Annotated in this window: 27 protein-coding genes; 20 read left to right on the forward strand and 7 right to left on the reverse strand. The window is 69.6% G+C overall.

The window, feature by feature from the left end:
• Nucleotides 1-29 precede the first annotated feature (29 nt).
• The 15 genes from prmC to OG446_RS26515 all read left to right on the forward strand — a co-directional run bounded on the left by prmC (nt 30) and on the right by OG446_RS26515 (nt 13,750).
• On the forward strand, nt 30-875 hold the full coding sequence (prmC, locus tag OG446_RS26445; protein ID WP_148020732.1) for a peptide chain release factor N(5)-glutamine methyltransferase: 846 nt from the start codon (nt 30-32) through the stop codon (nt 873-875).
• Nucleotides 876-921: 46 nt separating this feature from the next.
• Nucleotides 922-1,569, forward strand: coding sequence for an L-threonylcarbamoyladenylate synthase (locus tag OG446_RS26450; RefSeq protein WP_328896367.1), 648 nt, complete (start codon nt 922-924; stop codon nt 1,567-1,569).
• Nucleotides 1,566-2,207 (forward strand): arsenate reductase/protein-tyrosine-phosphatase family protein, encoded by a 642-nt coding sequence (locus OG446_RS26455; protein WP_328896368.1) that lies wholly within the window; start codon nt 1,566-1,568, stop codon nt 2,205-2,207. The genes OG446_RS26450 and OG446_RS26455 overlap by 4 nt, the downstream gene beginning before the upstream one ends.
• A gap of 177 nt (nt 2,208-2,384) precedes the next feature.
• A complete protein-coding gene (gene glyA, locus OG446_RS26460; RefSeq protein WP_328896369.1) occupies nt 2,385-3,647 on the forward strand; it encodes a serine hydroxymethyltransferase in 1,263 nt (420 codons plus the stop codon).
• Nucleotides 3,648-3,762: 115 nt separating this feature from the next.
• Nucleotides 3,763-5,148, forward strand: coding sequence for an MraY family glycosyltransferase (locus OG446_RS26465; protein WP_328896370.1), 1,386 nt, complete (start codon nt 3,763-3,765; stop codon nt 5,146-5,148).
• A gap of 259 nt (nt 5,149-5,407) precedes the next feature.
• The gene (locus tag OG446_RS26470) at nt 5,408-5,845 is read left to right on the forward strand and encodes a hypothetical protein (RefSeq protein ID WP_327708806.1); all 438 of its coding nucleotides are present in this window, start codon (nt 5,408-5,410) and stop codon (nt 5,843-5,845) included.
• A gap of 226 nt (nt 5,846-6,071) precedes the next feature.
• A complete protein-coding gene (gene atpB / locus OG446_RS26475; protein WP_328896371.1) occupies nt 6,072-6,893 on the forward strand; it encodes a F0F1 ATP synthase subunit A in 822 nt (273 codons plus the stop codon).
• A 67-nt stretch (nt 6,894-6,960) separates the two neighbouring features.
• Nucleotides 6,961-7,209 carry an ATP synthase F0 subunit C gene (gene atpE, locus OG446_RS26480; protein ID WP_018102636.1) on the forward strand — a complete coding sequence of 83 codons (249 nt, stop codon included), beginning with the start codon at nt 6,961-6,963 and terminating at the stop codon, nt 7,207-7,209.
• Nucleotides 7,210-7,246: 37 nt separating this feature from the next.
• Nucleotides 7,247-7,792 (forward strand): F0F1 ATP synthase subunit B, encoded by a 546-nt coding sequence (locus tag OG446_RS26485; RefSeq protein ID WP_148020739.1) that lies wholly within the window; start codon nt 7,247-7,249, stop codon nt 7,790-7,792.
• Complete coding sequence (locus OG446_RS26490; protein WP_328896372.1) at nt 7,789-8,604, forward strand: F0F1 ATP synthase subunit delta; 816 nt, start codon at nt 7,789-7,791, stop codon at nt 8,602-8,604. Before OG446_RS26485 ends, OG446_RS26490 begins: the two co-directional genes overlap by 4 nt.
• A gap of 140 nt (nt 8,605-8,744) precedes the next feature.
• Nucleotides 8,745-10,316, forward strand: a complete 1,572-nt coding sequence (gene atpA, locus OG446_RS26495; protein ID WP_136328755.1) for a F0F1 ATP synthase subunit alpha — start codon at nt 8,745-8,747, stop codon at nt 10,314-10,316.
• A gap of 3 nt (nt 10,317-10,319) precedes the next feature.
• Nucleotides 10,320-11,237 (forward strand): F0F1 ATP synthase subunit gamma, encoded by a 918-nt coding sequence (locus OG446_RS26500; RefSeq protein ID WP_328896373.1) that lies wholly within the window; start codon nt 10,320-10,322, stop codon nt 11,235-11,237.
• Complete coding sequence (gene atpD, locus OG446_RS26505; RefSeq protein ID WP_328896374.1) at nt 11,237-12,679, forward strand: F0F1 ATP synthase subunit beta; 1,443 nt, start codon at nt 11,237-11,239, stop codon at nt 12,677-12,679. The genes OG446_RS26500 and atpD overlap by 1 nt, the downstream gene beginning before the upstream one ends.
• Nucleotides 12,680-12,788: 109 nt before the next feature.
• Nucleotides 12,789-13,163: a F0F1 ATP synthase subunit epsilon gene (locus tag OG446_RS26510; protein WP_148020742.1), complete on the forward strand. Its 375-nt coding sequence runs from the start codon at nt 12,789-12,791 to the stop codon at nt 13,161-13,163.
• 140 nt (nt 13,164-13,303) lie between these two features.
• Entirely contained in the window at nt 13,304-13,750 is a 447-nt protein-coding gene (locus OG446_RS26515; protein WP_328898422.1) for a DUF2550 domain-containing protein, read from the forward strand.
• A 99-nt stretch (nt 13,751-13,849) separates the two neighbouring features.
• Here the strand turns inward: OG446_RS26515 and OG446_RS26520 are convergent, their stop codons facing one another.
• The 3 genes from OG446_RS26520 to OG446_RS26530 form a co-directional block, all read right to left on the reverse strand.
• Nucleotides 13,850-15,724, reverse strand: a complete 1,875-nt coding sequence (locus tag OG446_RS26520) for a glycoside hydrolase family 18 chitinase (protein WP_328896375.1) — start codon at nt 15,722-15,724, stop codon at nt 13,850-13,852.
• 179 nt (nt 15,725-15,903) lie between these two features.
• A complete protein-coding gene (locus tag OG446_RS26525; protein WP_328896376.1) occupies nt 15,904-16,554 on the reverse strand; it encodes a response regulator transcription factor in 651 nt (216 codons plus the stop codon).
• Nucleotides 16,555-16,560: 6 nt separating this feature from the next.
• On the reverse strand, nt 16,561-17,748 hold the full coding sequence (locus OG446_RS26530) for a sensor histidine kinase (RefSeq protein WP_328896377.1): 1,188 nt from the start codon (nt 17,746-17,748) through the stop codon (nt 16,561-16,563).
• 151 nt (nt 17,749-17,899) lie between these two features.
• Between OG446_RS26530 and OG446_RS26535 the strand changes: the two genes are divergently transcribed.
• Nucleotides 17,900-18,472, forward strand: coding sequence for a hypothetical protein (locus tag OG446_RS26535; RefSeq protein WP_328896378.1), 573 nt, complete (start codon nt 17,900-17,902; stop codon nt 18,470-18,472).
• Nucleotides 18,473-18,500: 28 nt separating this feature from the next.
• Here the strand turns inward: OG446_RS26535 and OG446_RS26540 are convergent, their stop codons facing one another.
• Genes OG446_RS26540 through OG446_RS26550 form a run of 3 tightly spaced genes read right to left on the reverse strand, consistent with a single transcriptional unit; the run spans nt 18,501 to nt 20,642 of the window.
• Complete coding sequence (locus OG446_RS26540; protein ID WP_328896379.1) at nt 18,501-19,073, reverse strand: cob(I)yrinic acid a,c-diamide adenosyltransferase; 573 nt, start codon at nt 19,071-19,073, stop codon at nt 18,501-18,503.
• A gap of 4 nt (nt 19,074-19,077) precedes the next feature.
• Nucleotides 19,078-19,836, reverse strand: a complete 759-nt coding sequence (locus OG446_RS26545; protein ID WP_328896380.1) for an ABC transporter permease — start codon at nt 19,834-19,836, stop codon at nt 19,078-19,080.
• A 23-nt stretch (nt 19,837-19,859) separates the two neighbouring features.
• Complete coding sequence (locus tag OG446_RS26550) at nt 19,860-20,642, reverse strand: ABC transporter ATP-binding protein (protein ID WP_328896381.1); 783 nt, start codon at nt 20,640-20,642, stop codon at nt 19,860-19,862.
• Nucleotides 20,643-20,723: 81 nt separating this feature from the next.
• On the opposite strand from OG446_RS26550, the gene OG446_RS26555 reads away from it, so the two are divergent.
• From OG446_RS26555 to OG446_RS26570, 4 genes are all read left to right on the forward strand, one after another.
• Nucleotides 20,724-21,359 (forward strand): TetR/AcrR family transcriptional regulator, encoded by a 636-nt coding sequence (locus tag OG446_RS26555; protein ID WP_328896382.1) that lies wholly within the window; start codon nt 20,724-20,726, stop codon nt 21,357-21,359.
• 131 nt (nt 21,360-21,490) lie between these two features.
• Nucleotides 21,491-22,339: a 3-hydroxyacyl-CoA dehydrogenase family protein gene (locus OG446_RS26560; RefSeq protein ID WP_306071688.1), complete on the forward strand. Its 849-nt coding sequence runs from the start codon at nt 21,491-21,493 to the stop codon at nt 22,337-22,339.
• A 248-nt stretch (nt 22,340-22,587) separates the two neighbouring features.
• A complete protein-coding gene (locus OG446_RS26565) occupies nt 22,588-22,911 on the forward strand; it encodes an STAS domain-containing protein (RefSeq protein ID WP_018102617.1) in 324 nt (107 codons plus the stop codon).
• A 239-nt stretch (nt 22,912-23,150) separates the two neighbouring features.
• Entirely contained in the window at nt 23,151-25,625 is a 2,475-nt protein-coding gene (locus OG446_RS26570; protein ID WP_328896383.1) for an ATP-binding protein, read from the forward strand.
• A 175-nt stretch (nt 25,626-25,800) separates the two neighbouring features.
• On the opposite strand, the gene nucS is transcribed toward OG446_RS26570, so the two are convergent.
• Nucleotides 25,801-26,472, reverse strand: a complete 672-nt coding sequence (nucS, locus tag OG446_RS26575) for an endonuclease NucS (RefSeq protein ID WP_328896384.1) — start codon at nt 26,470-26,472, stop codon at nt 25,801-25,803.
• Nucleotides 26,473-26,729: the final 257 nt, after the last annotated feature.

Here is a 26,729-nt window from a genome sequence, read left to right on the forward strand (position 1 = left end):
CCCGCTCGTAACCCGTACGGAGAACCGCGATGAACCTGCTGCTCGCCGAGGTGGCCCAGGCCACCCAGCGGCTGGCCGACGCCGGTGTCCCTTCACCGCGATTCGACGCGGAGGAACTTGCCGCGTTCGTGCACGGCGTCAAGCGGGGCGAGCTGCACAACGTGCCGGACGCCGACTTCGACGCCCGCTACTGGGAGACCATCGCCCGGCGCGAGGCCCGCGAACCGCTCCAGCACATCACCGGCCGCGCCTTCTTCCGCTACCTGGAGCTCCAGGTCGGACCCGGCGTCTTCGTGCCCCGGCCGGAGACCGAGTCGGTCGTCGGCTGGGCGATAGACGCCGTCCGTGCGATGGACGTCGTCGAGCCGCTGATCGTCGATCTGTGCACCGGATCGGGTGCCATCGCCCTCGCCATGGCCCAGGAGGTGCCGCGCTCGCGCGTGCACGCCGTGGAGCTGTCCGAGGACGCCCTCAAATGGACCAGGAAGAACGCCGAGGAGTCCAGGGTCACCGTGCACCGCGGAGACGCTCTGACGGCCCTTCCCGAGCTCGACGGCCAGGTCGACCTGGTCATCTCCAACCCGCCGTACATCCCGCTCACCGAATGGGAGTACGTGGCCCCCGAGGCCCGTGACCACGACCCGGAGATGGCCCTCTTCTCCGGCGAGGACGGCCTCGACACCATCCGCGGCATCGAGCGCACCGCCCACCGTCTGCTGCGTCCCGGTGGCCTCGTCGTCATCGAGCACGCCGACACCCAGGGCGGCCAGGTGCCGTGGATCTTCACCGAGGAGCGGGGCTGGGCGGACGCGGCCGACCACCCCGACCTCAACAGGCGTCCCCGGTTCGCCACGGCCCGCAAGGCCATGCCGTGACCGGAGGAAACCACCCCTACCCGTACATGCTTGAGGAGGCCGGCTGATGGCACGGCGATACGACTGCAACGACGCCACGGACCGTACGACGGGTCTGCGCGAGGCCGCGTCCGCCGTCCGCCGCGGCGAACTGGTCGTGCTGCCCACCGACACCGTGTACGGGATCGGTGCGGACGCATTCGCCTCGGAGGCCGTCGGCGACCTCCTGGAGGCCAAGGGGCGCGGCCGCAACATGCCCTCGCCCGTCCTCATCGGCTCGCCGAACACCCTGCACGGCCTGGTCACCGACTTCTCGGAGCAGGCGTGGGAGCTGGTGGACGCGTTCTGGCCGGGCGCGCTGACGCTCGTCGCCAAGCACCAGCCGTCGCTCCAGTGGGACCTCGGCGACACCCGCGGCACCGTCGCCATCCGGATGCCGCTGCACCCGGTCGCCATCGAGCTGCTCACGGAGGTCGGCCCGATGGCCGTCTCCAGCGCCAACCTCACCGGACACCCCTCGCCCGAGGACTGCGACGCCGCCCAGGAGATGCTCGGCGACTCCGTGTCCGTGTACCTCGACGGCGGCCCGACGCCGGGCATCGTCCCGTCCTCGATCGTCGACGTCACCGGCAAGGTGCCGGTCCTGCTGCGCGCGGGTGCGCTCTCCGCGGAGGAGCTGCGCAAGGTGGTACCCGACCTTGAGGTGGCCAATTGACCGCCCCTGAGGGGCGTGGCATAGCGGGGCAGACCGACACCTTCCGCATCCTCCACGTCAGCACCGGCAACGTCTGCCGCTCACCGATCACCGAGCGGCTGACCCGGCATGCCCTCGTGGACCGCCTGGGCGACCCGCTCCTGGGCGGATTGATCGTGGAGAGCGCGGGCACCTGGGGGCACGAGGGCGCCCCGATGGAGGCGAACGCGGAGGTGGTCCTCGCCGACTTCGGCGCCGACGCCACCGGGTTCGTCGGCCGCGAACTGCTCGACGAGCACGTGATCCGCGCCGACCTGGTGCTCACCGCCACCCGAGACCACCGGGCCCAGGTCATCTCGATGGGCCACTCCGCCGGACTGCGCACCTTCACGCTCAAGGAATTCACCCGGCTGGTCCGGGCGATAGATCCCGCGACGCTGCCCGACGCGAGCGACGAGGGCGTCGTCGAGCGCGCCCGCGCCCTGGTCCGCGCGGCCGCCGCGCTGCGCGGCTGGCTGCTGGCCCCGACCGCGGAGGCCGACGAGGTGTACGACCCGTACGGCGCTCCCATCACCTTCTTCCGTTCGATCGGCGACGAGATCAACCAGGCCCTGGACCCGGTCGTCACCGCGCTGACGGGCGTCTCGGCGCCGCGCTGAAACGACGGCCGCAAGGCCGTCCGCGCCGCTCTGAGGGCCGTGGACCGAGGGCCGGGCCTCCGATAGGCCGGGCGGGTGCGCCACGGCTCACGACAGCAGGCAGCGGCTCCGGGGCAGGCCTACATTGGAGCTGACGTCACCGCCGGGCGTCACCCGTCCCCAGGCCCGGAGCCCCCGATGCCGGTCACCACTGCTGCTGCCGCACCCTCCGCCGTCGCCGCCCTGCCGCAGGACTTCGACGCCCTGCTCCGGGAGGATCCGGAGATCGCCGACGTCCTGGTGGGGGAGCTGCGCCGGCAGTCCGAGACCCTCCAGCTGACCGCGGCGGAGAACTTCACCTCACCCGCCGTCCTGGCCGCTCTCGGCTCCCCGCTCGCCAACAAGTACGCCGAGGGGTACCCCGGCGCCCGCCACCACGGCGGCTGCGAGCAGGCGGACGCCGCCGAGCGCATCGCGATCCGCCGCGCCACCGCGCTCTTCGGCGCCGAGCACGCCAACGTGCAGCCCCACTCCGGGTCCTCGGCCGTCCTCGCGGCGTACGCCGCGCTGCTGCGGCCCGGCGACACGGTGCTCGCCATGGGACTCCCGTACGGCGGCCACCTCACGCACGGCTCGCCCGCCAACTTCTCCGGCCGCTGGTTCGAGTTCATCGGCTACGGAGTGGACTCCGAGAGCGGGCTGATCGACTACCACCAGGTCCGCACCCTGGCCCGTACGCACCGGCCCAAGGCGATCGTCTGCGGCTCGATCTCCTATCCCCGCCACCCCGACCACGAGCTGTTCCGGGAGATCTGCGACGAGGTGGGCGCGTACCTCATCGCCGACTCCGCGCACCCGATGGGACTGATCGCCGGGGGAGCGGCGCCGAACCCCGTGCCGTACGCGGACGTGGTCTGCGCCACCACGCACAAGGTGCTGCGGGGGCCGCGCGGCGGCATGATCCTGTGCGGCGCGGAGCTGGCGGAGCGCATCGACCGGGCCGTCTTCCCGTTCACCCAGGGCGGCGCCCAGATGCACACGGTGGCGGCGAAGGCCGTCGCGTTCGGCGAGGCGGCAGCGCCCGCCTTCGCCGCGTACGCCCACCACGTCGTCAACCACGCCCGGGTCCTGGCGGCCGGCCTGGAGGCCGAGGGCTTCGACGTCACCACCGGGGGCACCGACACCCACTTGATCGTCGCCGACCCGGCACCGCTCGGCGTCGACGGCCCCACCGCCCGGACCCGGCTGGCCGCGGCCGGCCTGGTGCTGGACACCTGCGCGCTGCCGTACGGGGACGCCCGCGGCATCAGGCTCGGCACCGCGGCCGTCACCACCCAGGGCATGGACGACACCGACATGGCGCGTCTCGCGGTGCTCATGGGGTCCGCGGTGCGCGGGGAGGGCGATGTTCTCGCGGAGGTGCGGGAGATGGCGGCGGCTCACCCGCCCTACCCTGGGTGAAATAGCCCATATAGCTGCAATGGTGCCTGCCTGTGCAACCATCGCGGGGACCTCCGTGTCCTCAACCACGAGGCCGACGTAGTTAAAGTGTGGGCTGAGATGGCCGGCGACATTTATGGGGCAGCCCGTGCGTGATTACTTGCTGACGCTCTGTGTCACGGCCGCGGTGACGTATCTGCTCACCGGCCCGGTGCGTAAGTTCGCCATCGCGGTCGGGGCGATGCCCGCGATCCGTGCGCGCGACGTCCACCGGGAACCGACACCGAGGCTCGGTGGCATCGCCATGTTCGGCGGGCTGTGTGCCGGTCTCATCGTCGCCGATCATCTGGCCAACCTCGACGGTGTCTTCGAGCTCTCCAACGAACCGCGCGCACTGCTCTCCGGAGCGGCCCTGATCTGGCTGATCGGCGTCCTGGACGACAAGTTCGAGATCGACGCCCTGATCAAACTGGGCGGGCAGATGATCGCCGCGGCGGTCATGGTGCTCCAGGGCCTCACGATTCTGTGGCTGCCGATCCCGGGTGTCGGCACGGTCCCGCTCACCCAGTGGCAGGGCACGCTGCTGACGGTCGCGCTCGTCGTCATCACCATCAACGCGGTCAACTTCGTCGACGGCCTGGACGGTCTGGCGGCCGGCATGGTGTGCATCGCCTCGGCCGCGCTCTTCCTCTACACCTACCGGCTCTGGTACGGGTACGGGATCGAGGCCGCGGCCCCCGCGACGCTCTTCACGGCGATCCTGATGGGCATGTGCCTCGGCTTCCTGCCGCACAACATGCATCCCGCGCGGATCTTCATGGGGGACTCCGGATCGATGCTGATCGGTCTGGTCCTCGCCGCCGGTGCGATCTCCGTCACGGGACAGGTCGACCCGGACGCGATGAAGCTCTTCGCGGGAAGCGAACGGCAGGCGACCCATGCGATGCTGCCGGTCTTCATCCCGCTGCTCCTGCCGCTGACGATCATCGCCATCCCCGCGGCGGACCTGGTCCTGGCGATCGTGCGGCGTACGTGGAACGGCCAGTCGCCGTTCGCCGCGGACCGCGGCCATCTGCACCACCGGCTGCTGGAGATCGGCCATTCGCACAGCCGGTCGGTGCTGATCATGTACTTCTGGTCGGCCCTGATCGCCTTCGGCGCGGTCGGCTACTCGGTGCACTCGACGTCGATGTGGATCGTGCTCCTGATCGTGGGGCTGAGCGCGCTCGGCCTGATCCTCCTGCTGATGCCCCGGTTCACCCCGCGCGCCCCGCGATGGGCGGAGCGCTTCGTGCCGCCGCGGTACCGCCGGCGCCGGCGCGAGGCGGAACCCGGGGCGGGGTCCTCACAGGAGCCGGAGAGCCAACAGGGGCCCCTGGACGATCAGATGGGGCAGAATGGGCACGAGGCCGCTCCGCGGGCCCCGATCGCCGCAGGAGTGTCCGGCGTCAACGGAGCGACGGCGATCGGCCACCGTTCGCGCTTCGCGGACCGGGGCAGGGCCGATTCGACGCGTCGTTGATTCGGACGCCAAGGGGCAATACCAGACAAGTCGTTGCGTTGTCTTGCTCACACGCGTTAATTAGCTCTCACGTGTGACAGCAAGCACACTTTCTAGGTAAAGACCTCATCAAATAGTTTGTGATACCGTTCACGAACCCGGTGACAGAGCCGAAGGACCTGAGTAGCACGGTCCCTTGGCCCCGAGGCTTCGACTCGGACCGGGCCTACGCTCGTCCATGACGACACACTGCCCACCCCCAGCAAGCGGAGCTGCCGCCATGCCGTCCAACGACGTCCGGACTCTCCTCCAGACCGCCGTACCCACCGCTGTCGCCGGCGCAGTCGCCGCCGCGATCAGCGCTGGCGTCGCCGGTGGCAAGGGAGCCCTGGGCGCGATCGTTGCGACGATCGTGGTCATCCTCTTCATGGGGATCGGACTGGTGGTCCTGCAACGGACCGCCCGGTCCATGCCCCACCTTTTCCAGGCGATGGGTCTCGCGCTGTACACGGCGCAACTCCTGCTGCTGTTCATCTTCGTCGCCGTATTCAAGAACACCTCGCTGTTCAACCCGAAGGCCTTCGCGATCACTCTGGTCGTGACGACACTCGTGTGGATCGGCGCACAGGCGCGTGCGCACATGAAGGCCAAGATCCTTTACGTGGAACCCGAGTCCGACAAGGACGAAAAGCCCAAAAAGCCGGGGTCCGCAGCGTGAAGGGTAGGGGCGGAATAAGTGCAGGGTCGCGACCCTGCTATCGTCCGGTTCCAACTGCGGCACTGCGGGCGCGGGCATGTGAGCTGACGCCTGCTCGATCGCGAGGCTCAAATGCCTGACTGCCGCTCACACATCCGAAACACCAGTCCAGTGCCGAACCGCGGCTGCGCGCCGCGCCGACACAACGAGGTTGCCGTACCTATGCGCCACGCTGAAGGAGCCCGCGGTGAGTGCTGACCCGACACAGGTGCTCGCCTTCGAGACCGATTGCCACATCTTCGACGGTTGTGGTTTCCCGGCACCCGGCCTGCACTCGTTCCTGTTCGAGCCCCTCTGGGGCGACGCGGACAGCAACTTGTACTTCAACAAGACGATGCTGCTGGCCCTGCTCGGCTCGGTCATCATCGTTGGCTTCTTCTGGGCCGCCTTCCGTAAGCCGAAGTTGGTGCCCGGCAAGCTTCAGATGGTGGCCGAGGCCGGATACGACTTCATCCGCCGCGGCATCGTCTACGAGACGATCGGCAAGCGCGACGGCGAGAAGTACGTCCCGCTGATGGTCTCCCTGTTCTTCGTCATCTGGATGATGAACCTCTGGTCCATCATCCCGGTTGCCCAGTTCCCCGTAACGGCGATCATCGCGTATCCGGCGGCTCTCGCCGGGATCGTCTACGTCCTGTGGGTCGCCCTGACCTTCAAGAAGCACGGTTTCGTCGGAGCCTTCAAGAACTTCACGGGCTACGACAAGACCCTCGGCGGGGTCCTGCCGCTCTCGATGACCATCGAGTTCTTCTCGAACCTGCTGGTCCGGCCGTTCACGCACGCGGTCCGACTCTTCGCCAACATGTTCGCGGGCCACACGCTCCTGCTGCTCTTCACGATCGCCAGCTGGTACCTGCTCAACGGCATCGGTTTCGCGTACGCAGGCGTGTCGTTCGTGATGGTCCTCGTGATGACGGCCTTCGAGCTCTTCATCCAGGCTGTCCAGGCCTATGTGTTCGTGCTGCTGGCCTGCAGCTACATCCAGGGCGCTCTCGCCAAGGGCCACTGAGCACCCACCTCCTGAAGCACCCGGTGGCCAACCCCCACCGGACATTGAAAGAGAAGGAAGAACCGGCATGTCCGCTCTCCAGACCCTCGCCGCCGGCGTCGAAATCAAGGGCAACCTCGGCTCGATCGGTTACGGCCTCGCCGCGATCGGCCCCGGCGTCGGCATCGGCATCATCTTCGGTAACGGCACCCAGGCGCTCGCCCGTCAGCCCGAGGCTGCCGGTCTCATCCGCGCCAACCAGATTCTCGGCTTCGCCTTCTGTGAGGCGCTCGCCCTGATCGGTCTGGTCATGCCGTTCGTCTACCCGACCTCCTGACCGGTCGCGAACAGCCCATTCGACGGAAGGCACTGACGTGAACCCCCTGGTTCAGCTCGCGGCGGAGGAAGCGGAAAACCCGCTCATTCCGCCGATCCCTGAGCTCGTCATTGGCCTCATCGCTTTCGTCATCGTCTTCGGCTTCCTCGCCAAGAAGCTCCTCCCGAACATCAACAAGGTTCTGGAAGAGCGCCGCGAGGCCATCGAAGGCGGTATCGAAAAGGCCGATGCGGCCCAGACCGAGGCCCAGAGCGTTCTTGAGCAGTACAAGGCTCAGCTCGCCGAGGCCCGCCACGAAGCCGCTCGTCTGCGCCAGGAGGCGCAGGAGCAGGGCGCCGTGATCCTGCAGGAAATGAGGGCGGAAGGCCAGCGGCAGCGCGAGGAGATCGTCGCTGCCGGCCACGCCCAGATCGAGGCCGACCGCAAGGCCGCCGCTTCGGCGCTGCGTCAGGACGTGGGCACGCTCGCCACCGCCCTGGCCGGCAAGCTCGTCGGGGAGTCCCTCGAGGACCACGCCCGGCAGAGCGGCACCGTCGACCGTTTCCTCGACGAGCTCGAGGCGAAGGCCGAGGCAGTCCGATGAACAGCGCGAGCCGCGAGGCACTGGCTGCCGCACGCGAGCGTCTCGACGCGCTGACCGACAACACGTCGGTCGACGCGGCGAAGCTCGCCGAGGACCTGGCCGGCGTCACGGCGCTGCTGCACCGCGAGGTGTCGCTGCGCCGGGTCCTGACCGACCCGGCGCAGGCAGGCGAGGCCAGGGCCGAGCTGGCCGGACGGCTGCTGGGCGGACAGGTGGGCGGCGAAGCCCTCGACCTGGTCTCCGGCATGGTCCGCTCGCGCTGGTCGCAGTCGCGTGACCTGGTCGACTCGATCGAGGAACTGGCGAACACCGCCGACCTCACCGCCGCCCAGCGCAGCGGAGACCTCGACGACGTCGAGGACGAGCTGTTCCGGTTCGGCCGGATCGTGGCCTCGGACACCGGGCTGCGCTCCGCGCTGACCAGCCGGACCGCGACCCCCGCCGCCAAGGGCGAGCTGCTGCGCAGCCTGCTCGGCGGCAAGGCGCGGCCCACCACCGAGCGCATCGTCGTGCGGCTCGTCACCCAGCCCCGTGGACGTAGCCTGGAAGCGGGACTCGAGTCCCTGTCCAAGCTCGCCGCGGACCGCCGGGACCGCGTGGTGGCGGTCGTCACCTCCGCCGTGCCGCTCAGTGACCGGCAGAAGCAGCGTCTCGGCGCCGCCCTGGCGAAGATCTACGGCCGGCAGATGCACCTGAGCCTGGACGTGGACCCCGAGGTCCTCGGCGGGATCGTGGTGCGGGTCGGCGACGAGGTCATCAACGGCTCCATCGCGGAGCGCCTCGAAGAGGCGACCCGTCGCATGGCCGGCTGACGCAGCGCGACGTACCAAACAGAACAGAGCAAGACCAGCGGCCCGGTTGGGCCGTGCAGAAATTGCAGAAGATTCCTGGGGGTCGGCCCCCAGACCCCCTTAAGAAACTTCGGGCCCAACAAGGAGAGCAGGGAACCCAGATGGCGGAGCTCACGATCCGGCCGGAGGAGATCCGGGACGCACTGGAGAACTTTGTCCAGTCGTACCAGCCGGACGCGGCCTCGCGCGAGGAGGTCGGAACGGTCAGCGTTGCCGGCGACGGCATCGCGAAGGTGGAGGGCCTGCCCTCCGCCATGGCGAACGAACTGCTGAAGTTCGAGGACGGAACCCTCGGTCTCGCCCTCAACCTCGAAGAGCGCGAGATCGGTGCGATCGTCCTCGGCGAGTTCAGCGGAATCGAGGAGGGCCAGCCGGTGCAGCGCACCGGTGAGGTGCTCTCCGTCGGCGTCGGCGAGGGTTACCTCGGCCGCGTCGTCGACCCGCTCGGCAACCCGATCGACGGCCTCGGCGAGATCGCGACCGAAGGCCGTCGCGCCCTCGAACTGCAGGCCCCTGGCGTCATGGTCCGCAAGTCGGTGCACGAGCCGATGCAGACCGGCTACAAGGCCGTCGACGCCATGGTGCCGATCGGCCGCGGCCAGCGTCAGCTGATCATCGGCGACCGTCAGACGGGTAAGACCGCGCTGGCCGTCGACACGATCATCAACCAGCGCGACAACTGGCGCTCGGGCGACGTGAACAAGCAGGTGCGCTGCATCTACGTCGCCATCGGTCAGAAGGGCTCCACCATCGCCTCCGTGCGAGGTGCCCTGGAAGAGGCCGGCGCGCTCGAGTACACGACCATCGTCGCCGCCCCGGCGTCCGACCCGGCCGGCTTCAAGTACCTGGCGCCGTACACCGGCTCGGCCATCGGCCAGCACTGGATGTACGACGGCAAGCACGTCCTCATCATCTTCGACGACCTCTCGAAGCAGGCCGACGCCTACCGCGCCGTGTCGCTTCTGCTGCGCCGTCCGCCGGGCCGCGAGGCCTACCCGGGCGACGTCTTCTACCTGCACTCGCGTCTGCTGGAGCGTTGCGCCAAGCTCTCCGACGACATGGGCGCCGGTTCGATGACGGGCCTCCCGATCGTCGAGACCAAGGCGAACGACGTGTCGGCGTTCATCCCGACCAACGTCATCTCCATCACCGACGGCCAGTGCTTCCTGGAGTCCGACCTGTTCAACGCGGGTCAGCGTCCGGCGCTCAACGTCGGTATCTCGGTCTCCCGAGTCGGTGGCTCCGCCCAGCACAAGGCCATGAAGCAGGTCTCCGGCCGTCTGCGCGTGGACCTCGCCCAGTTCCGTGAGCTGGAGGCGTTCGCCGCCTTCGGTTCCGACCTGGACGCGGCCTCCAAGGCGTCGCTGGAGCGCGGTAAGCGCATGGTCGAGCTGCTGAAGCAGCCGCAGTACGCCCCGTTCCCGATGGAGGAGCAGGTCGTCTCCGTCTGGGCCGGCACCACGGGCAAGATGGACGACGTCCCGGTCGAGGACATCCGCCGCTTCGAGAGCGAGCTGCTGGAGTACCTGCGCCGCGAGCGCAAGGACCTCCTGACCAGCATCGCCGAGGGCGGCAAGATGTCCGACGACACGCTGCAGTCGATCGCCGACGCGATCGCCGCCTTCAAGCAGCAGTTCGAGACCTCGGACGGCAAGCTCCTGGGCGAGGGCTGATCGATGGGCGCTCAGCTTCGCGTTTACAAGCGCCGCATCCAAGCCGTCACCGCGACCAAGAAGATCACCAAGGCGATGGAGATGATCGCCGCCTCGCGCATCGTCAAGGCGCAGCGCAAGGTGACGGCGTCGATGCCGTACGCGACCGAGCTCACCCGTGCGGTGACCGCGGTGGCGACCGGCTCCAACACCAAGCACCCGCTCACCACCGAGGCCGAGTCCCCGGCCCGGGCCGCGGTCCTGCTCCTCACGAGCGACCGCGGTCTGGCCGGCGGCTACTCCTCCAACGCCATCAAGGCGGCGGAGAAGCTGCGGGAGCGGCTGGCGGCCGAGGGCAAGGAGGTCGACACGTACATCGTCGGCCGTAAGGGTGTCGCCTACTACGGCTTCCGCGAGCGCAAGGTCGTGGAGTCGTGGACCGGCTTCACCGACAGCCCGGAGTACGCGGACGCCAAGAAGATCGCGGCGCCCCTGATCGAGTCCATCACCAAGGACACGGCCGAGGGCGGCGTCGACGAGCTGCACATCGTCTTCACCGAGTTCGTGTCGATGATGACGCAGAACGCGGTCGACGGCCGGATGCTGCCGCTCTCGATCGACGAGGTCGCGAAGGAGAGCACGGAGAAGGACGAGATCCTTCCCCTGTTCGACTTCGAGCCGTCGGCGGAGGACGTCCTGGACGCCCTCCTGCCGCGCTACGTCGAGAGCCGCATCTACAACGCACTGCTGCAGGCTGCCGCTTCCGAGCACGCTGCCCGCCGCCGCGCGATGAAGTCGGCGACCGACAATGCCGGGGATCTGATCAAGAGCCTCTCCCGGCTTGCCAACGCGGCCCGCCAGGCCGAAATCACCCAGGAAATCAGCGAGATCGTCGGCGGTGCAGGTGCGCTGGCCGACGCGTCCGCGGGGAGTGACAAGTAATGACGACGACAGTTGAGACGGCCGCTGCCACGGGCCGCGTCGCCCGGGTCATCGGCCCGGTCGTCGACGTGGAGTTCCCCGTCGACGCGATGCCGGAGATCTACAACGCCCTGCACGTCGAGGTCGACGACCCGGCCGAGGCCGGCGCTCGTAAGCTGCTGACCCTCGAAGTCGCCCAGCACCTGGGTGACGGCGTGGTCCGCGCGATCTCGATGCAGCCCACCGACGGTCTGGTCCGCCAGGCCCCGGTGACCGACACGGGCGCGGGCATCACCGTTCCCGTCGGTGACATCACCAAGGGCAAGGTGTTCAACACCCTCGGTCAGATCCTGAACGAGCCGGAGGCCGAAGCTCAGATCACCGAGCGCTGGCCGATCCACCGCAAGGCCCCGGCCTTCGACCAGCTTGAGTCGAAGACCGAGATGTTCGAGACCGGCCTGAAGGTCGTCGACCTGCTGACCCCGTACGTCAAGGGCGGCAAGATCGGTCTGTTCGGTGGTGCGGGCGTCGGCAAGACGGTCCTCATCCAGGAAATGATCATGCGTGTGGCGAAGCTGCACGACGGTGTGTCGGTGTTCGCCGGCGTCGGTGAGCGCACCCGTGAGGGCAACGACCTCATCGACGAGATGACGGACTCGGGCGTTCTGGAGAAGACCGCACTGGTCTTCGGCCAGATGGACGAGCCGCCGGGCACGCGTCTTCGCGTGGCCCTGTCCGCCCTGACCATGGCGGAGTACTTCCGCGATGTGCAGAAGCAGGACGTGCTGCTCTTCATCGACAACATCTTCCGCTTCACGCAGGCCGGTTCCGAGGTCTCCACGCTGCTCGGCCGTATGCCGTCCGCAGTGGGTTACCAGCCGACCCTGGCCGACGAGATGGGTGTGCTCCAGGAGCGCATCACCTCGACGCGTGGTCACTCGATCACCTCGATGCAGGCGATCTACGTCCCCGCGGACGACCTGACCGACCCGGCCCCGGCCACCACGTTCGCCCACCTCGACGCGACGACGGTTCTCTCCCGTCCGATCTCCGAGAAGGGCATCTACCCGGCCGTGGACCCGCTGGACTCCACGTCCCGCATCCTGGACCCGCGCTACATCGCGCAGGACCACTACGACACGGCCAGCCGCGTCAAGGGGATCCTGCAGAAGTACAAGGACCTCCAGGACATCATCGCGATCCTCGGTATCGACGAGCTGGGCGAGGAGGACAAGCTCGTTGTCCACCGTGCCCGTCGCGTCGAGCGCTTCCTGTCGCAGAACACCCACGCCGCCAAGCAGTTCACCGGCCTGGACGGTTCGGACGTTCCGCTCGACGAGTCGATCGCCGCGTTCAACGCGATCTGTGACGGGGAGTACGACCACTTCCCCGAGCAGGCGTTCTTCATGTGCGGTGGCATCGAGGACCTGAAGGCCAACGCCAAGGAGCTCGGCGTCTCCTGAGCCTCCGGCTCACCGAGGGGGGTGGGTGTGTCCCGCCCCCCTCACCACGCCCCGTAGAATTGACCCAACACCCGGCATCACCGCCGGGTGGTGACCCGAGGAGCCACCCTTGGCTGCTGAGCTGCATGTCGAGCTGGTCGCCGCGGACCGCAGTGTCTGGTCCGGCGAGGCCACCCTCGTTGTCGCACGTACCACGTCCGGCGACATCGGCGTCATGCCCGGTCACCAGCCGCTCCTGGGTGTGCTGGAATCGGGCCCGGTGACGATCCGTACGAGCGAGGGCGGCACTGTCGTCGCCGCTGTGCACGGTGGATTCATCTCCTTCGCCGACGACAAGCTCTCGCTGCTGGCGGAGATCGCCGAGCTGGCGGACGAGATCGATGTCGAGCGCGCGGAGCGTGCGTTCGAGCGTGCGAAGTCGGACACGGACAGCGCTGCCGAGCGCCGCGCCGATGTGCGACTGCGTGCGGTGGCGGTGCACTAGTCACCCCGCGAAACGGCTTTACCCTCAGCCGCGGCCCGTGCTGGAGACCCCTCCAGACCGTGTCGCGGCTGAGGCGATGCAGGTGCAGGTGAAGTTCGTGCGGTATCCGTTTACTCGATGACGCGAGGAGGTCGGTGGAGATGGTCCTCGCGCTGTGGGTGGGCGGACTCGTCGTCGCACTGGTCCTGTTGGGGCTCTTCGTCTTCGGTCTGCGCCGGCGGCTGATTCAGCGTTCCGGCGGGACCTTCGACTGCAGCCTGCGATGGAACATCCCGGAGGAGCCCGATCTCTCGGGCAAGGGCTGGGTGTACGGAGTCGCCCGGTACAGCGGCGACAAGGTGAACTGGTTCCGGGTCTTCAGCTACTCCCCGCGCCCGCGCCGGGTGCTGGAGCGTTCCTCGATCGAGGTGGTCGCCCGCCGGCTGCCCGAGGGTGAGGAGGAGCTCGCGCTCCTCTCCGACGCCGTCGTGCTCGGCTGTCTCCACCGGGAGACCCGCCTGGAGCTGGCGATGAGCGAGGACGCCCTCACCGGATTCCTCGCCTGGCTGGAGGCGGCACCGCCCGGCCAGAGGGTGAACGTGGCCTGAGGCCGCGGGCCTGTACCGCAAGAGCACACGAAAACCGGGGAGACAGGGGGCGGACCTGTCTCCCCGGCGCTTTTTCGGGGTGCGACTGCCTCGTGGGGGTTAGTTGAGGCCGCTGTCCATCGCACTCACGAGTTCACCGTTCGCGGTGTCACCGCTGAACTCCCAGAAGAACGCCCCGCCCAGGCCCTGGCCGTTGGCCCAGGCCATCTTCGACTGGATCGTCGCCGGGGTGTCGTAGCTCCACCAGTTGGTGCCGCAGTGCGCGTACGCCGTGCCGGCGATCGTGCCGGTGGCGGGGCAGCTGTTCTTCAGGACCTTGTAGTCCTCGATGCCCGCCTCGTACGTGCCCGGTGCCGCGCCGGTGGCCGTGCCGCCCGGTGCCGCCTGGGTGACGCCGGTCCAGCCGCGGCCGTAGAAGCCGATGCCGAGCAGCAGCTTCTTGGCGGGGACGCCCTTGGCCTTGAGCTTGGCGATGGCGTCGGCGGAGTTGAAGCCGGCCTGCGGGATGCCGCTGTACGAGGTCAGCGGGGAGTGCGGGGCCGTCGGGCCCTTGGCCGCCCAGGCGCCGAAGAAGTCGTACGTCATCACGTTGTACCAGTCGAAGTACGCGGCGGCGCCGGCGTAGTCCGCGGCGTCGATCTTGCCGCCCTCCGAGCCGTCGGCGGTGATCGCGGCAGTGACCAGGTTGTTCGTGCCGAACTTGGTGCGCAGCGCCGAGGAGAGGTTCTTCAGCGCGGCGGGGCCGCTGGTGTCACAGGTCAGACCGCAGGCGTTCGGGTACTCCCAGTCGATGTCGATGCCGTCGAAGACATCGGCCCAGCGGGGGTCCTCGACCAGGTCGTAGCAGGACTGGGCGAACGCGGCCGGGTTCTGGGCCGCCGCACCGAATCCGCCGGACCAGGTCCAGCCGCCGAACGACCAGATGACCTTGATGTGCGGGTACTTCGCCTTGAGCTTGCGCAGCTGGTTGAAGTTGCCGCGCAGCGGCTGGTCCCAGGTGTCGGCGACCCCGTCGACCGCCTGGTCGGCGGTGTAGGCCTTGTCGTAGTCGGCGTAGGCGTCACCGATCGTGCACTTGCCGCCCTGGACGTTGCCGAAGGCGTAGTTGATGTGCGTGATCTTGGCCGCGGAACCGGACGTCACCAGGTTCTTGACGTGGTAGTTGCGCCCGTAGACGCCCCACTCGGTGAAGTACCCGAGGTTGACCTTGTCGCCGCCCGGACCGGGGTCGGTGCCCCCGCCGCCGGTGGTGTGCACCTTGACCGCGCCGCTGACCGGTCCGGTCTGGTTCGCGGTGTCGCGGGCCTGGACGGTGTACGAGTAGTCGGTGCCGGCGGTGAGGCCGGTGTTCGTGTACGTGGTGCCGGTGACCGTGGCGACGACGGCGCCGTCCCGCAGGACGTCGTAGTTCTTGACGCCGTTGTCGTCGGTGGCGGCGCTCCAGGTGAGCTTCGCCGAGGTGTCGGTGACGGCGCTCGCGGTGGGGGTGCCGGGTGCCGACGGTGCGTTGTCACCCGGGACGCTGCCGCCGTCGCAGGAGGCGCCGTTCAGCTTGCAGCCGGCGGGGGCGCCGGAGCCGGTGCCGTTGAAGCCGAAGCTGACGCTGGCTCCGGGGGCGACCGTGCCGTTCCAGCCGACGTTCTTGGCGGTCCAGTGGGTTCCGGAACTGGTGACGGTGGCGTCCCAGGCGGAGCCGACCGCGGTGCCGGAGGGGAAGTCCCACTCGATGGTCCAGGAGGACAGGGAGGTGGTTCCGGTGTTCTTCACCGTCCACTGGCCCTCGAAGCCGCTGCCCCAGTCGGACTTCTTGACGTACGTGGCGGTGGCGGAGGTGGCGGCCTCGGCGGGGGAGGCCAGGCCGACCATCGCGGCGAGCGGAAGGAGCAGTGCGGTGAGGCCCGCGACTGCTCGGGATCTGGTGGCTTTTCCGGCCCCGAATCTGAATCGGGTCCGGCGGGGGGTCTCAGTGCTCAACGGTGCTCCTCGGGTGGGGTCCGGCCGAACGGGGATGGTTCGTGGACTGCAAACCCTGCGCCGCCCTGAGCCCGCCTTGTCATGGCGGGCTCACCGCAGTGTGCTCGGTGAGATTAGGAAGGTCTGGACCAATCGTCAAGAGGTCCAGACCAAAGTTCGGAGTCGGGCGCGGATAAACCTCAGACGCCCAACTCCTGTGCCAGCACTGCCGCCTGAACCCTGCTGCGCAGCTCCAGCTTCCCCAGCAACCGGCTGACGTGCGTCTTCACCGTTGCCTCGGCCATCGAAAGACGCACCGCGATCTCCGCGTTCGACATCCCCTCCCCGAGGCAGCCGAGCACCTCGCGCTCGCGACGGGTGAGCGTGTCCAGGACCGCCCGGTCGGGGCCCTCCGGCGACCCGTGCGGCGTGGTTCCCGCGAACTCCGCGATCAGCCGGCGCGTCACCGACGGGGCGATCAGGCCCTCGCCGCGCGCCACCGTGCGGACCGCGTCGAGCAGCCCGCGCGCCTCGGTGTCCTTCAGCAGAAAGCCCGACGCCCCGGCCCGCAGCGCCCCGAACACGTACTCGTCCAGGTCGAACGTCGTCAGCACCAGCACGTCCGCCAGCCGCTCCGCCACCACCTGCCTCGTCGCGGACACCCCGTCCAGCCGGGGCATCTGGACGTCCATCAGCACCAGATCCGGGCGCAGTTCGCGGGCCAGCCGGACGGCCTCCTCGCCGTCACCGGCCTCTCCGACCACCTTGATGTCCGGCGCGCTGCCCAGGATGAGGACCAGCCCCGCCCGTACGGCCGACTGGTCCTCGGCGACCAGAACCCTGATGGTCATATCGACTCACGCTCCTTCGCCCACGGGCAGTCGCGCCCGTACCTGCCAGATCCTCGACCCGTCCCCGGTGGGCACGGGCCCTGCCTCGAACTCCCCGCCGAGCAGCGCCACGCGCTCCCGCATCCCGATCAGCCCGGCCCCCGATCCCGGCGCGCGCGACCCGGGCCGGTCCCCGAGGACACTGCCCACCTCCACCGTCAGCTGCTCTCCCGTCTGCTCCAGCCGTACCGTGACCGGGCCGGGCGCGGCGTGCTTGAGGGCGTTGGTGAGGGACTCCTGGACGATGCGGTACGCGGCGAGTTCGACCGGAGCGGGCAGCCGGCCGGGGTCGGTTCGGTTGTCGTCCAGGGTGCAGACCAGTCCGCTGGAGGCGGCGTTCGTACGGTGCTGCTCGACGAGGGCGTCCAGCGAGCCGAGGGTCGGCGAGCTGCTCGGCTCCAGATCTGCGGATCCGGTGCGCAACAGCCCGATCAGACGGCGCATTTCGGCCAGACCGTCGACGCTGTTCTCGCGGATGACTCCGAGCGCGTCGCGGGAGGTCGCCGGGTCGTCGATGGAGAGCGCGGCGGTGGAGTGGATGGCGATGGCGGAGAGGTGGTTGGCGACCATGTCGTGCAGTTCGCGTGCCATCCGGGCGCGTTCGGCGGTCACCGCCTGGGTGCGGTCCATCTCTGCCAGCAGCGCGGTCTGATCGGCGCGCAGCCGGGCGGTCTCCGCGGCGTCGCGGTGGTTGCGCACGCTGACCCCGGTGAGCGCGGGCGCGAACGAGACGAGACCGATGACGATGCCGACGAGCAGCGCCTGCGCATCGCGGAACCAGGCCAGGAAGCCGATCGTGCCCGCGACGGTGATCAGGAAGGTGATCACGGGGATCCGGCGGGCGGCCGCCGGGGTCCCGTACAGCACGGCCGCGTACATGAGGTCGGTGTACATCAGCAGGGTCGCCAGGTTCCCGCGGGTGAACTGGTCCGCGACCAGGGCGAGCGTGCCGATGACCAGCGCCGTCTGCGGCGCGCTCCGGCGCAGCAGCTCCAGCGCCGACATCACGGTGAGCGGGATGAGCGCGAGCCACGGCGAGTCGAGGAGGCGGCCGGTCTGCATGTGCAGACCGAGCAGTGACAGGACCGTTCCGCCGAGCAGCCCGACGACCGCGATGAGGACGTCGCTGCGGTGGGGGCGGGGAGGGGAGAACACCCTCCCATCCAACACGGCGGGACATCTCGGCACGTCGGTACGGGGAGTGAGCCGCGAGTACATCGAAGGATGCAGCGCCGGTTCGTCACTCCGGCCGACGATCGGGAGCGCGGTGGCGGAGACGCTGGAGGGGAGGGAAAGGAGCCGGACCGTGATCGTCACACTGATCGTTCTCTGCGAGATCGCCTTCTGGGTGCTGCTGGCCGCAGGGCTCGCACTGCGTTACGCGGCGAAGATGCCGCGACTGGGCGCCGCCGTGCTGCTGTGCGAGCCACTGCTGGAGGTCGTCCTGCTGGTGGTGACGGCCATCGACCTGAAGAACGGCGCCGATCCGGACTGGAAGCACGGGCTGGCCGCTGTCTACATCGGCTTCACGCTGGGGCTCGGTCACTCCACCATCAAGTGGATCGACGCCCGGGTCGCCCACCGATTCGCCGGTGGTCCGCCGCCGGTGAAGCCGCCCAAGTACGGGATGGCACGAGCCGCGCACGAGTGGCGGACGGCGGGGCGCTGGACGGTGGCCGCGGTGACGGCGCTGGCGCTGCTCCAGGCGGCGGTCTGGTACGTGGGGGGAGACGGGGACACGGCATCGCTGCGGGCGTGGCAGCAGAAGATGCTCTTCGTGATCGGGCTCAACCTGGTGATCGCCGGGAGCTACACGCTCTTCCCGAAGCGGGATCCGCGGGGCGACGTGAAGCACGTGCCGGGCCCGCCCGCGGGGTGAGCCCCGCGGGCGGCGGCCGGCTGCCCGGTCAGCGTTCGCCGCCCGGCACCCACAGCACGTCGCCGACCTCCTTGTTGGCCACCCGGGCGAGGATGAACAGCAGGTCCGAGAGCCGGTTGAGGTACGTCGCCGTCAGCGCGTTCATCGCCTCGCCGTGCACCTCCAGCGCGGCCCAGGTGGACCGCTCCGCGCGCCGGACCACCGTGCACGCCTGGTGCAGCAGTGCGGCGCCCGGTGTGCCGCCCGGCAGGATGAAGCTGCGGAGCTTCTCCGTCTGCTCCAGGAAGTGGTCGCAGTCCGCCTCCAGCTTGTCGACGTAGGACTGCTCGACGCGCAGCGGCGGGTACTTCGGCTCCTCGACGACCGGCGTCGACAGGTCCGCGCCCACGTCGAACAGGTCGTTCTGCACCCGGACGAGGACCTTCACGACGTCCTCGGTCAGCTGCCCGAGTGCGATCGCCGTACCGATGACCGCGTTGGCCTCATTCGCGTCGGCGTACGCGGAGATGCGCAGATCGGTCTTGGCGGTCCGGCTCATGTCGCCGAGGGCGGTGGTGCCCTGGTCGCCGGTGCGGGTGTAGATACGTGTCAGGTTGACCATGCGGTCAGCCTAGTGAGGCGCCCGCCTTCCTGAAGACGCGTGTGCCCACTGTCACGGCGATTGCTGCGAAGCCGAGGGAGACCAGGACCCCGTACAGCATGTGCGCGGTGGCGTACGAGCCCACGTAGGCGTCCCGCACCGCGTCCACGAGGTAGCGGAACGGCGTGAAGTGCGACAGCACGTCGAGCCACCGGGGGCCCAGCGTCATGGGCAGCATCAGGCCGGAGAGCAGCATGGCCGGCATCGTGACCGCGTTGATCACCGGTCCGAACTCCTGCGGCGTGCCCACCTTCATGGCCAGTGCGTACGAGAGCGAGGCCAGCGAGACCGTCAGCAGTCCGACGAAGGCGAAGCCGATCAGCACGCCGGGCAGCGGCGCGCGCAGCCCCATGAGTACGGCGACGAGCACCAGCAGCACCGCCTGGAACATGAAGAGCAGCGCATCGCGCAGGGCCCGGCCCAGGAGCAGCGCCGTCCGGCTGACCGGGGTGACCCGCAGCCGCTCCATGACTCCGGTCGACTTGTCGATGATGATGGCGAATCCGGCGAACGAGGCACCGAACAGGCCCAGCTGGAGCAGCAGTCCGGGGACCAGGATCTGCCAGGAGTCACCGGCGGGGCCGAGCGGCAGGCCGGTGAGCAGCGGCCCGAAGAAGAGCAGGTACAGCAGTGGCATGAGGATGCCGAAGAAGATCTGGAACCTGGAACGCAGGGTCTGCCGGGCGTACCGCCCGAAGATGATCGCGGTGTCGTGGAGAAGCATCGGATTCCTCTGAGCGGTGGGGGCTATACGGCGACAGGAGCGGCGTCCGCGGGTGCTCGGGTGCGCCCGGTGATTGCCAGGAAGGCGTCCTGGAGCGAGGCGTCGGGCGAGCCCACGTAGCGGTTCTTCAGGGCGGCCGGTGTGCCCTCGGCCACGAGCCGGCCGCCGTCGATGACGACGAGCCGGTCCGCCAGCGCGTCGGCCTCGTCGAGGTAGTGCGTGGTGAGCACGACGGTCGTGCCGTGCGTGTCGCGCAGCCGGCGCACCAGGTCCCACAGATCGGTGCGGCTGCCCGGGTCCAGTCCCGTGGTCGGCTCGTCGAGGAAGAGCACGGCCGGGCGGTGGGTGAGCCCCATCGCGATGTCGAGCCGCCGCCGCTGGCCCCCGGAGAGCGTGAGCGTCCTGCGGTCGAGCAGCTCGGTGAGGCCCAGTTCGGCGGCGAGCTCCGCGGCCCGGGCCACGGCCGCGGCCTTGCCGAGCCGGTACAGGCGGCCCTGGGTGACCAGCTCCTCCCGGACGCTGATGTGGGGGTCGACACCGCCCGACTGGGCCACGTACCCGCACTTCTCCCGTACGCCCACCGGGTCCTCGACCAGATCGCGGCCCGCCACGGTGGCAGCGCCGCCGGTGGGGGAGAGCAGCGTGGTGAGCATGCGCAGGGTGGTGGTCTTGCCCGCTCCGTTGGGGCCGAGGAGGCCGACGATCTCGCCGGCAGCGACGGTCATGTCGAGGGAGCGGACGGCCTCCACGGGGCCGGTCTTCGAGGCGAAGGTCCGGGCGAGACCGGATGTGCTGATGATGGGCATAGCGACCACAAAAACAGAGTCGCTTAAAAATTGCAACGGCACCAAATATTCATGGACTCCAGAGCGCCCTACGATGGGGCCATGGCTGAGGGACTCAGGGAGCGCAAGAAGCGCCAGACCAGGCAGTACATCTCCGACGTGGCCACCGGCTTCTTCCTGGAGCGGGGATTCGACGCCGTCACGATCGCCGAGATCGCCCGGGCCGCAGACGTCTCGGTGAACACGGTCTACAACTACTTCCCGACCAAGGAGGACCTCTTCCTCGACCGCAGCCGAGGCGTCGTCGACCGGCTCTCGCGGTACGTCCGGGGCCGGGACGAGGGGGAGTCCGCGGCCGACGCCGTCCTGCGCGAACTGCGGATCCAGGTGGAGGGCGTATCACCCACCGTCGGTCTGATGGAGGGCTACGAGCGCTTCATGCGGGTCATCGAGGGCGCCGACAGCCTCAAGGCCCGCCTCTGGCACATCCAGCAGGAAGCCCTCCAGCATCTGGAGGGGACGCTGCGGGAGGAGTGCGGGACGGGGGACCGGACCGCGAGCCTGGTGGCCGGCCAGCTCTCCTGGGTGCACGGCACGCTCATGGCGTACATCGGCGGGGAGATGATGGCGGGCAGAAAGGCGGCCGAGGTGTCTCGCGACGCCCTGGTCCTGCTCGACGACATCGAGGACCTGCTGGGCGAAACAGTGCTCAACTACGCCCGGCGCGCCGCCGAATGACGCATCCCGGTGTGATGTCCGTCATTTGAGACGTGACGCGCATCTCTTCACCGCCCCAGCGCCCCTCACGGGTACTAACCTCCGCCGGAGAGCACGGAACAAGAACCGCTGAGATGCATAGGGGTGCCAACGTGGCCAGGAAGCTCGCCGTCATCGGCGCCGGACTCATGGGGTCCGGTATCGCGCAGGTCTCCGCCCAGGCGGGCTGGGACGTCGTGCTGCGTGATGTCACCGACGCGGCCCTGACTCGTGGCCGTGACGGCATCAAGGCCTCCTACGACAGGTTCGTCTCCAAGGGCAAGCTCGCGGAGGCCGACGCCGAGGCCGCGCTCGCCCGCATCACCACGACCACCGATCTCGACGCGGTCGCCGACGCGGACGTCGTCGTCGAGGCCGTCTTCGAGAAGCTGGAGGTGAAGCACGAGATCTTCCGGACCCTCGACAAGATCGTCCGGGACGACGCCGTGCTCGCCTCCAACACCTCCGCCATCCCGATCACCAAGATCGCGGCCGTGACGGAGCGCCCGGAGCGCGTCGTCGGCGTGCACTTCTTCTCGCCGGTTCCGATGATGCAGCTCTGCGAACTCGTCCGCGGCTACAAGACCAGCGACGAAACCCTCGCCGCCGCACGCGAGTTCGCGGAGTCGGTCGGCAAGACCTGCATCGTGGTCAACCGCGACGTGGCCGGCTTCGTCACCACCCGGCTGATCTCGGCCCTCGTCGTCGAGGCCGCCAAGCTGTACGAGTCGGGCGTCGCCTCGGCCGAGGACATCGACATCGCCTGCAAGCTCGGCTTCGGTCACGCCATGGGCCCGCTCGCCACCGCGGACCTGACCGGCGTCGACATCCTGCTGCACGCCACCGGCAACATCTACACCGAGTCCCAGGACGAGAAGTTCGCCGCCCCGGAGCTGATGCGCCGAATGGTCGATGCAGGTGACATCGGCCGCAAGAGCGGGCAGGGCTTCTACACCTACTGATCGTTTCCGGCCCCCCGCCGCCTGATCCGCCGTCGATCAGGCCCGGGGGTTCCGGGGGGTCGTCTTTCGGAACCAGCGGATCCGCAATGGATCCGCAGGGGCCCGCGGCGGACTTCGGTCACTCCACGGAGTGAATTCGGTATCGGTTCGCTTACAGACGGCAACTTCCCTGTCGCTGCCACAGTCAGTTGGGGCAGAGACAGTTTCAGACAGACCGAACACGCCACGGAGCCTTCCAGGGAGCGCATATGCACATCAGGGGCGACCACGCCGAGCTGGTCGTCGGGGGCCGCCTCGATGTCCGAAGCGCGGCGGACGCCCGTACGGTCCTGCACTCGGCCCTCGACGACGGAGTCGGCGACCTGGTGCTCGACCTGACCGAGCTGGATTCGTGGGACGCCACCGGACTGGGCGTCATCATGGGCGCGCACCGCAGGGCCGGGCGTGCCGGGCGGCGGCTGGTGCTCCGCGGCGTACCGCCGCAGATGCAACGCCTGCTGGTGGCCACCAGACTGCACCGCATCCTGGCCATCGAGGGCGGAATCGCCGCAGAATCCCTGCCGCGCGTCTGAGGGCGCCCGGCGGCGGACACCCGTCCCGGGGCCCCGGCCGAAGCCACACAATCCTCACGAGACCGTGATCTGTGGGGCGGCGCGCCACCCCGGATGTTCGTAGATACTGTGCGAAGGTTTAGGGTTCGGCCGTCTGCCGATTGACGGACCCACCTGGCGGACACCGGACCGGAAGCGACAGCTGGGCGTGCGAGGCCGGGAGGGACAACCGTGCTCGACGCGTCTTGGGGGCTTTGGCGATGGACCCGATACACCGGGGGCCGGAAGAATTCGGCCACGACGGCAACGGCTCGTCCGAGGAAGCCGGCCGGCGCCGTCCCTCCCGGGATCCGCTGACGCCGGATTTCAGTCAGCAAACACCGCAACAGGCGCGCATCGTCCCGCTCATATCCGGCGACCTCCTGCTCACCGTCAACCCCGTCGACGGCAGCGAGGTGGAACCGTGCCCGCCCGGGGAGCAGCCCGCCGCACCCGTCCGGCGCACCCCCGCGGAACGGGCCGACCGTGAGCGGGCCGCCGCACCTCCCGTCCCGCCCGGCCCGCCCGTCCTCCAGCTGCCGCTGCTGCAGCGGGCCGACGAACGCGAACGCCTGGTGCGCCTGCTGGCCCGCGGCCGCTCCGTACGGCTCACGGGACCGGCCGGTTCCGGCCGTACTGCGCTGCTGGACGCCGTCGCCGCCGACTGCGCGGAACTCGCCCCTGACGGAGTCGTCCGGCTGAGCGGCCACAAGCGCACCGTCGCCGACCTCCTCCACGGACTCTTCGAGGCCGTCCACGACGCGCCGTTGCACCGCCCGGACCGGGAACTGCTGCTGGAGAAGCTGCGGTCGACCGGCGCCGTCGTCGTCCTCGACGACCTGGAGTTCGGTGGCGCCGCACTGGACGAGCTCCTCGCCGCGACGCCCGAGTGCGCCTTCCTGCTGGCTGCGACACCCGATGTGGCGGCCCCCGGCCCCGACTCCCACCTCGATGAGGTCTTCCTCGCCGGTCTCGACCGCGCCGCCTCGGTCGACCTGATGGAGCGGGTGGTCGAGCGGAAGCTCACCGAGGAGGAGGCCAACTGGGCGGGTGACCTCTGGTTCGAGTCCGAGGGCCTTCCGCTGCGTTTCGTGCAGGCGGGCGCCCTGCTGCGCCAGCTCGACCTGCTGAGCACCGACCCGACCGCGTACGACGAGTACGGATACCTGGAGAACCGCCCCGCCGGGGAGCCGCCGGCGGCCGAGGCGGCCGACGGGACATCGGCCCCGGAGGTGGCGCTGCCCAGCCTTGGCGAGGGCGCCGCGCCCGCCGCGCTGCTCGCCTCACGGCTGAGCGAGGCCGCGCGCGACACCCTGCGCTTCTCGGTCGCGCTCGGCGGCGAGGTGCCGCACCAGGCGCATCTGCCGGCGCTCGTGGGGGACACCCACGCGGACGCGGCACTCGGTGAGCTCGCCGGCTGCGGACTGCTGTCCCCGGCCGGTTCCCGTTACCGGCTGGCCGCCGGCGTCCTCGCCCAGTTGGAGGCCGCCGGATACGGCGACGGGGCCACGGACCGGGCCCGGACGGTGGCCCAGCACTACGCCTGGTGGGCCGGGCACCCCTCCGTCACCCCCGCACGGGTGGTGGCCGAGTCCGATGCGATGCTCGCGGCGATGGCGCAGCTGGTGCCGGGGGACGGGGCCGGGCAGACCAGCGTCGCCGTGCTGCTGGCCCGCAGTGCCTCGCCCGCGTTCGCCGCAGGGCTGCACTGGAGCGCCTGGGAGAGGTCCCTGCGGATCGGTCAGGAGGCCGGCCGGATCGCCGGTGAGGTCGCCGAAGAGGCTTACTTCCACCACGAGTTGGGCGTGCTCGCCCTGTGCACCGGCAACCTCGACCGGGCCAGGGCCGAGCTGGAGACCTCCATCAGCATGCGCGGGGCGCTCGCCGACAAGTCCGGTGCGGTGGCCGGACGGAGGGCGCTGGCCCTGGTCGAGGACCGTTCCGGCGGACCGGCCGCGGTCGGTGCCCCGGTGATGGACGAGCTGCCGGTCGACCGCTTCGAGGTGTCGCCGCCCCGCGGTCTGCCGACGGTCATCCCCGTGTCGATGCCGCGGACGTACCCGGAGGAGCCTGCCGTCGTGTCCCGGCAGGTCGCTCCGAAGACCGCCGACGAGGAGGGCGGCCGCTTCGCGATGCTGGGCGGGGCCCGGCGCAATCTGGTCGCGGCCGGTGCGGGGGTGCTGCTGGCCGGGGTGCTCGGCACGGTGGTGACCCTCGGGCTCACCTCGAACAGTGACCCGCAGGGTGACCCCGGGGCCTCGACCGAGCAGTCGGTGACCGAGAGCGGTGACCAGGAGGAGGAACTGCCGGCCGAGGAGACCACGGACGGCGCGACTCCGTCCGCCCGGACGTCGGGTTCCGCGTCGTCGTCGGTGACGCCGGGGCCGTCCGGGAGCGGGTCCGCGCCGGCGGGTGGGAGCGGAGCGTCCTCGCCGGGCGCGACGGTTTCGGAGTCCGCTCCGTCGTCGCCCGGGGGGTCGTCGTCGAGCAAGCCTTCGCCCACGCGTACGACGACGACGAAGCCGACCGTGACGCCCACCAGCCCTTCGCCGAGCGACACGGAGACGTCGGAGCCGCCGACGGATCCGCCCACGGATCCGACACCGACGGACACCGAGACGACGCCGACCGTGCCCGATTCGTCGGACTCGGCGAGCGGGCCCTCGGGGACGACTGCGAGTCCGTCGCTGACCTGAGCCGGGGCGCCCGGTGGCGTCCCGTCCTCAATCGCCGGACGGGCTCGAAAGGCCGGACGGGCTTGGCAGGTGCGGATGCCCGTCCGGCTGGGCCGCCGGTCTCCCTGCGCAGGGTTCCGTCCTCACACGCCGGACGGGCTGGGAAGGGAAGGCCCGGAGGGGTCCGGGAGGCGGGTCAGAAGAGCCTGAGCTTGTCGTCCTCGATGCCGCGCATCGCGTCGTAGTCGAGGACCACGCAGCCGATACCGCGGTCCGTCGCCAGGACGCGGGCCTGGGGCTTGATCTCCTGGGCGGCGAAGATGCCCTTCACCGGCGCCAGATGGGGATCGCGGTTGAGGAGCTCCAGGTAGCGGGTCAGCTGCTCCACGCCGTCGATGTCGCCGCGCCGCTTCAGCTCGACCGCCACGGTCTGCCCGTCGGCGTCACGGCACAGGATGTCGACCGGGCCGATCGCGGTGAAGTACTCGCGGCGGATGAGCGTGTAGCCCTCGCCCAGCGTCTCGATCCGGTCGGCGAGCAGCTCCTGGAGGTGCGCTTCCACGCCGTCCTTGATCAGGCCGGGGTCGACGCCCAGCTCGTGGGACGAGTCATGGAGGATTTCCTCCATCGTGATGATCAGTTTTTCGCCCGCCTTGTTCACCACGGTCCAGACGCCCGCGGTGTCGTCGCTGCCCTCCTTCAGGGTGCAGGGCGGCGACATCCAGTTGAGCGGTTTGTACGCCCTGTCGTCGGCGTGAATCGACACGCTCCCGTCCGCCTTCACCAGGATCAGACGGGGAGCGGAGGGCAGGTGGGCCGTGAGCCGGCCCGCGTAGTCCACGGAACAGCGGGCGATGACGAGACGCATGGTCGGCAACGCTACTCGACGACAGGTGCTCGACGCGATTCACCCACCCGTCACTCCCTTCCCGCCCCGGAGTGACACTTTCTGGCTTGCCCCTCTTTGAACCCCTTCGTTATTGGCCGGTTGTGTTCCCAATCTCCTGGTGCGGCCCGGACTGCGCCCTTACCGTGGATGCAGGAGGTCGCCGTGCGTGCACGCTGCGTCGCCGTCCTTCTTCCCTGCCCGTAAGGCCCCGGCCCTCCGTCGGGGTCGCGAGAGGA

The organism is Streptomyces sp. NBC_00236 (assembly GCF_036195045.1).
GTDB lineage: Bacteria > Actinomycetota > Actinomycetes > Streptomycetales > Streptomycetaceae > Streptomyces.

Bases quoted from the DNA above. Each gene is read 5' to 3' on its own strand.
- OG446_RS26490 (WP_328896372.1), top strand. From the start codon at position 7,789: ATGAACAGCGCGAGCCGCGAGGCACTGGCTGCCGCACGCGAGCGTCTC.
- OG446_RS26555 (WP_328896382.1), top strand. From the start codon at position 20,724: ATGGCTGAGGGACTCAGGGAGCGCAAGAAGCGCCAGACCAGGCAGTAC.
- nucS (WP_328896384.1), bottom strand. From the start codon at position 26,472: ATGCGTCTCGTCATCGCCCGCTGTTCCGTGGACTACGCGGGCCGGCTC.
- OG446_RS26470 (WP_327708806.1), top strand. From the start codon at position 5,408: ATGCCGTCCAACGACGTCCGGACTCTCCTCCAGACCGCCGTACCCACC.
- OG446_RS26450 (WP_328896367.1), top strand. From the start codon at position 922: ATGGCACGGCGATACGACTGCAACGACGCCACGGACCGTACGACGGGT.
- OG446_RS26545 (WP_328896380.1), bottom strand. From the start codon at position 19,836: ATGCTTCTCCACGACACCGCGATCATCTTCGGGCGGTACGCCCGGCAG.
- OG446_RS26525 (WP_328896376.1), bottom strand. From the start codon at position 16,554: ATGACCATCAGGGTTCTGGTCGCCGAGGACCAGTCGGCCGTACGGGCG.
- OG446_RS26550 (WP_328896381.1), bottom strand. From the start codon at position 20,642: ATGCCCATCATCAGCACATCCGGTCTCGCCCGGACCTTCGCCTCGAAG.
- atpD (WP_328896374.1), top strand. From the start codon at position 11,237: ATGACGACGACAGTTGAGACGGCCGCTGCCACGGGCCGCGTCGCCCGG.
- atpE (WP_018102636.1), top strand. From the start codon at position 6,961: ATGTCCGCTCTCCAGACCCTCGCCGCCGGCGTCGAAATCAAGGGCAAC.
- atpA (WP_136328755.1), top strand. From the start codon at position 8,745: ATGGCGGAGCTCACGATCCGGCCGGAGGAGATCCGGGACGCACTGGAG.
- glyA (WP_328896369.1), top strand. From the start codon at position 2,385: ATGCCGGTCACCACTGCTGCTGCCGCACCCTCCGCCGTCGCCGCCCTG.
- OG446_RS26515 (WP_328898422.1), top strand. From the start codon at position 13,304: ATGGTCCTCGCGCTGTGGGTGGGCGGACTCGTCGTCGCACTGGTCCTG.
- OG446_RS26540 (WP_328896379.1), bottom strand. From the start codon at position 19,073: ATGGTCAACCTGACACGTATCTACACCCGCACCGGCGACCAGGGCACC.
- OG446_RS26500 (WP_328896373.1), top strand. From the start codon at position 10,320: ATGGGCGCTCAGCTTCGCGTTTACAAGCGCCGCATCCAAGCCGTCACC.
- OG446_RS26565 (WP_018102617.1), top strand. From the start codon at position 22,588: ATGCACATCAGGGGCGACCACGCCGAGCTGGTCGTCGGGGGCCGCCTC.
- prmC (WP_148020732.1), top strand. From the start codon at position 30: ATGAACCTGCTGCTCGCCGAGGTGGCCCAGGCCACCCAGCGGCTGGCC.
- OG446_RS26465 (WP_328896370.1), top strand. From the start codon at position 3,763: ATGGGGCAGCCCGTGCGTGATTACTTGCTGACGCTCTGTGTCACGGCC.
- OG446_RS26570 (WP_328896383.1), top strand. From the start codon at position 23,151: ATGGACCCGATACACCGGGGGCCGGAAGAATTCGGCCACGACGGCAAC.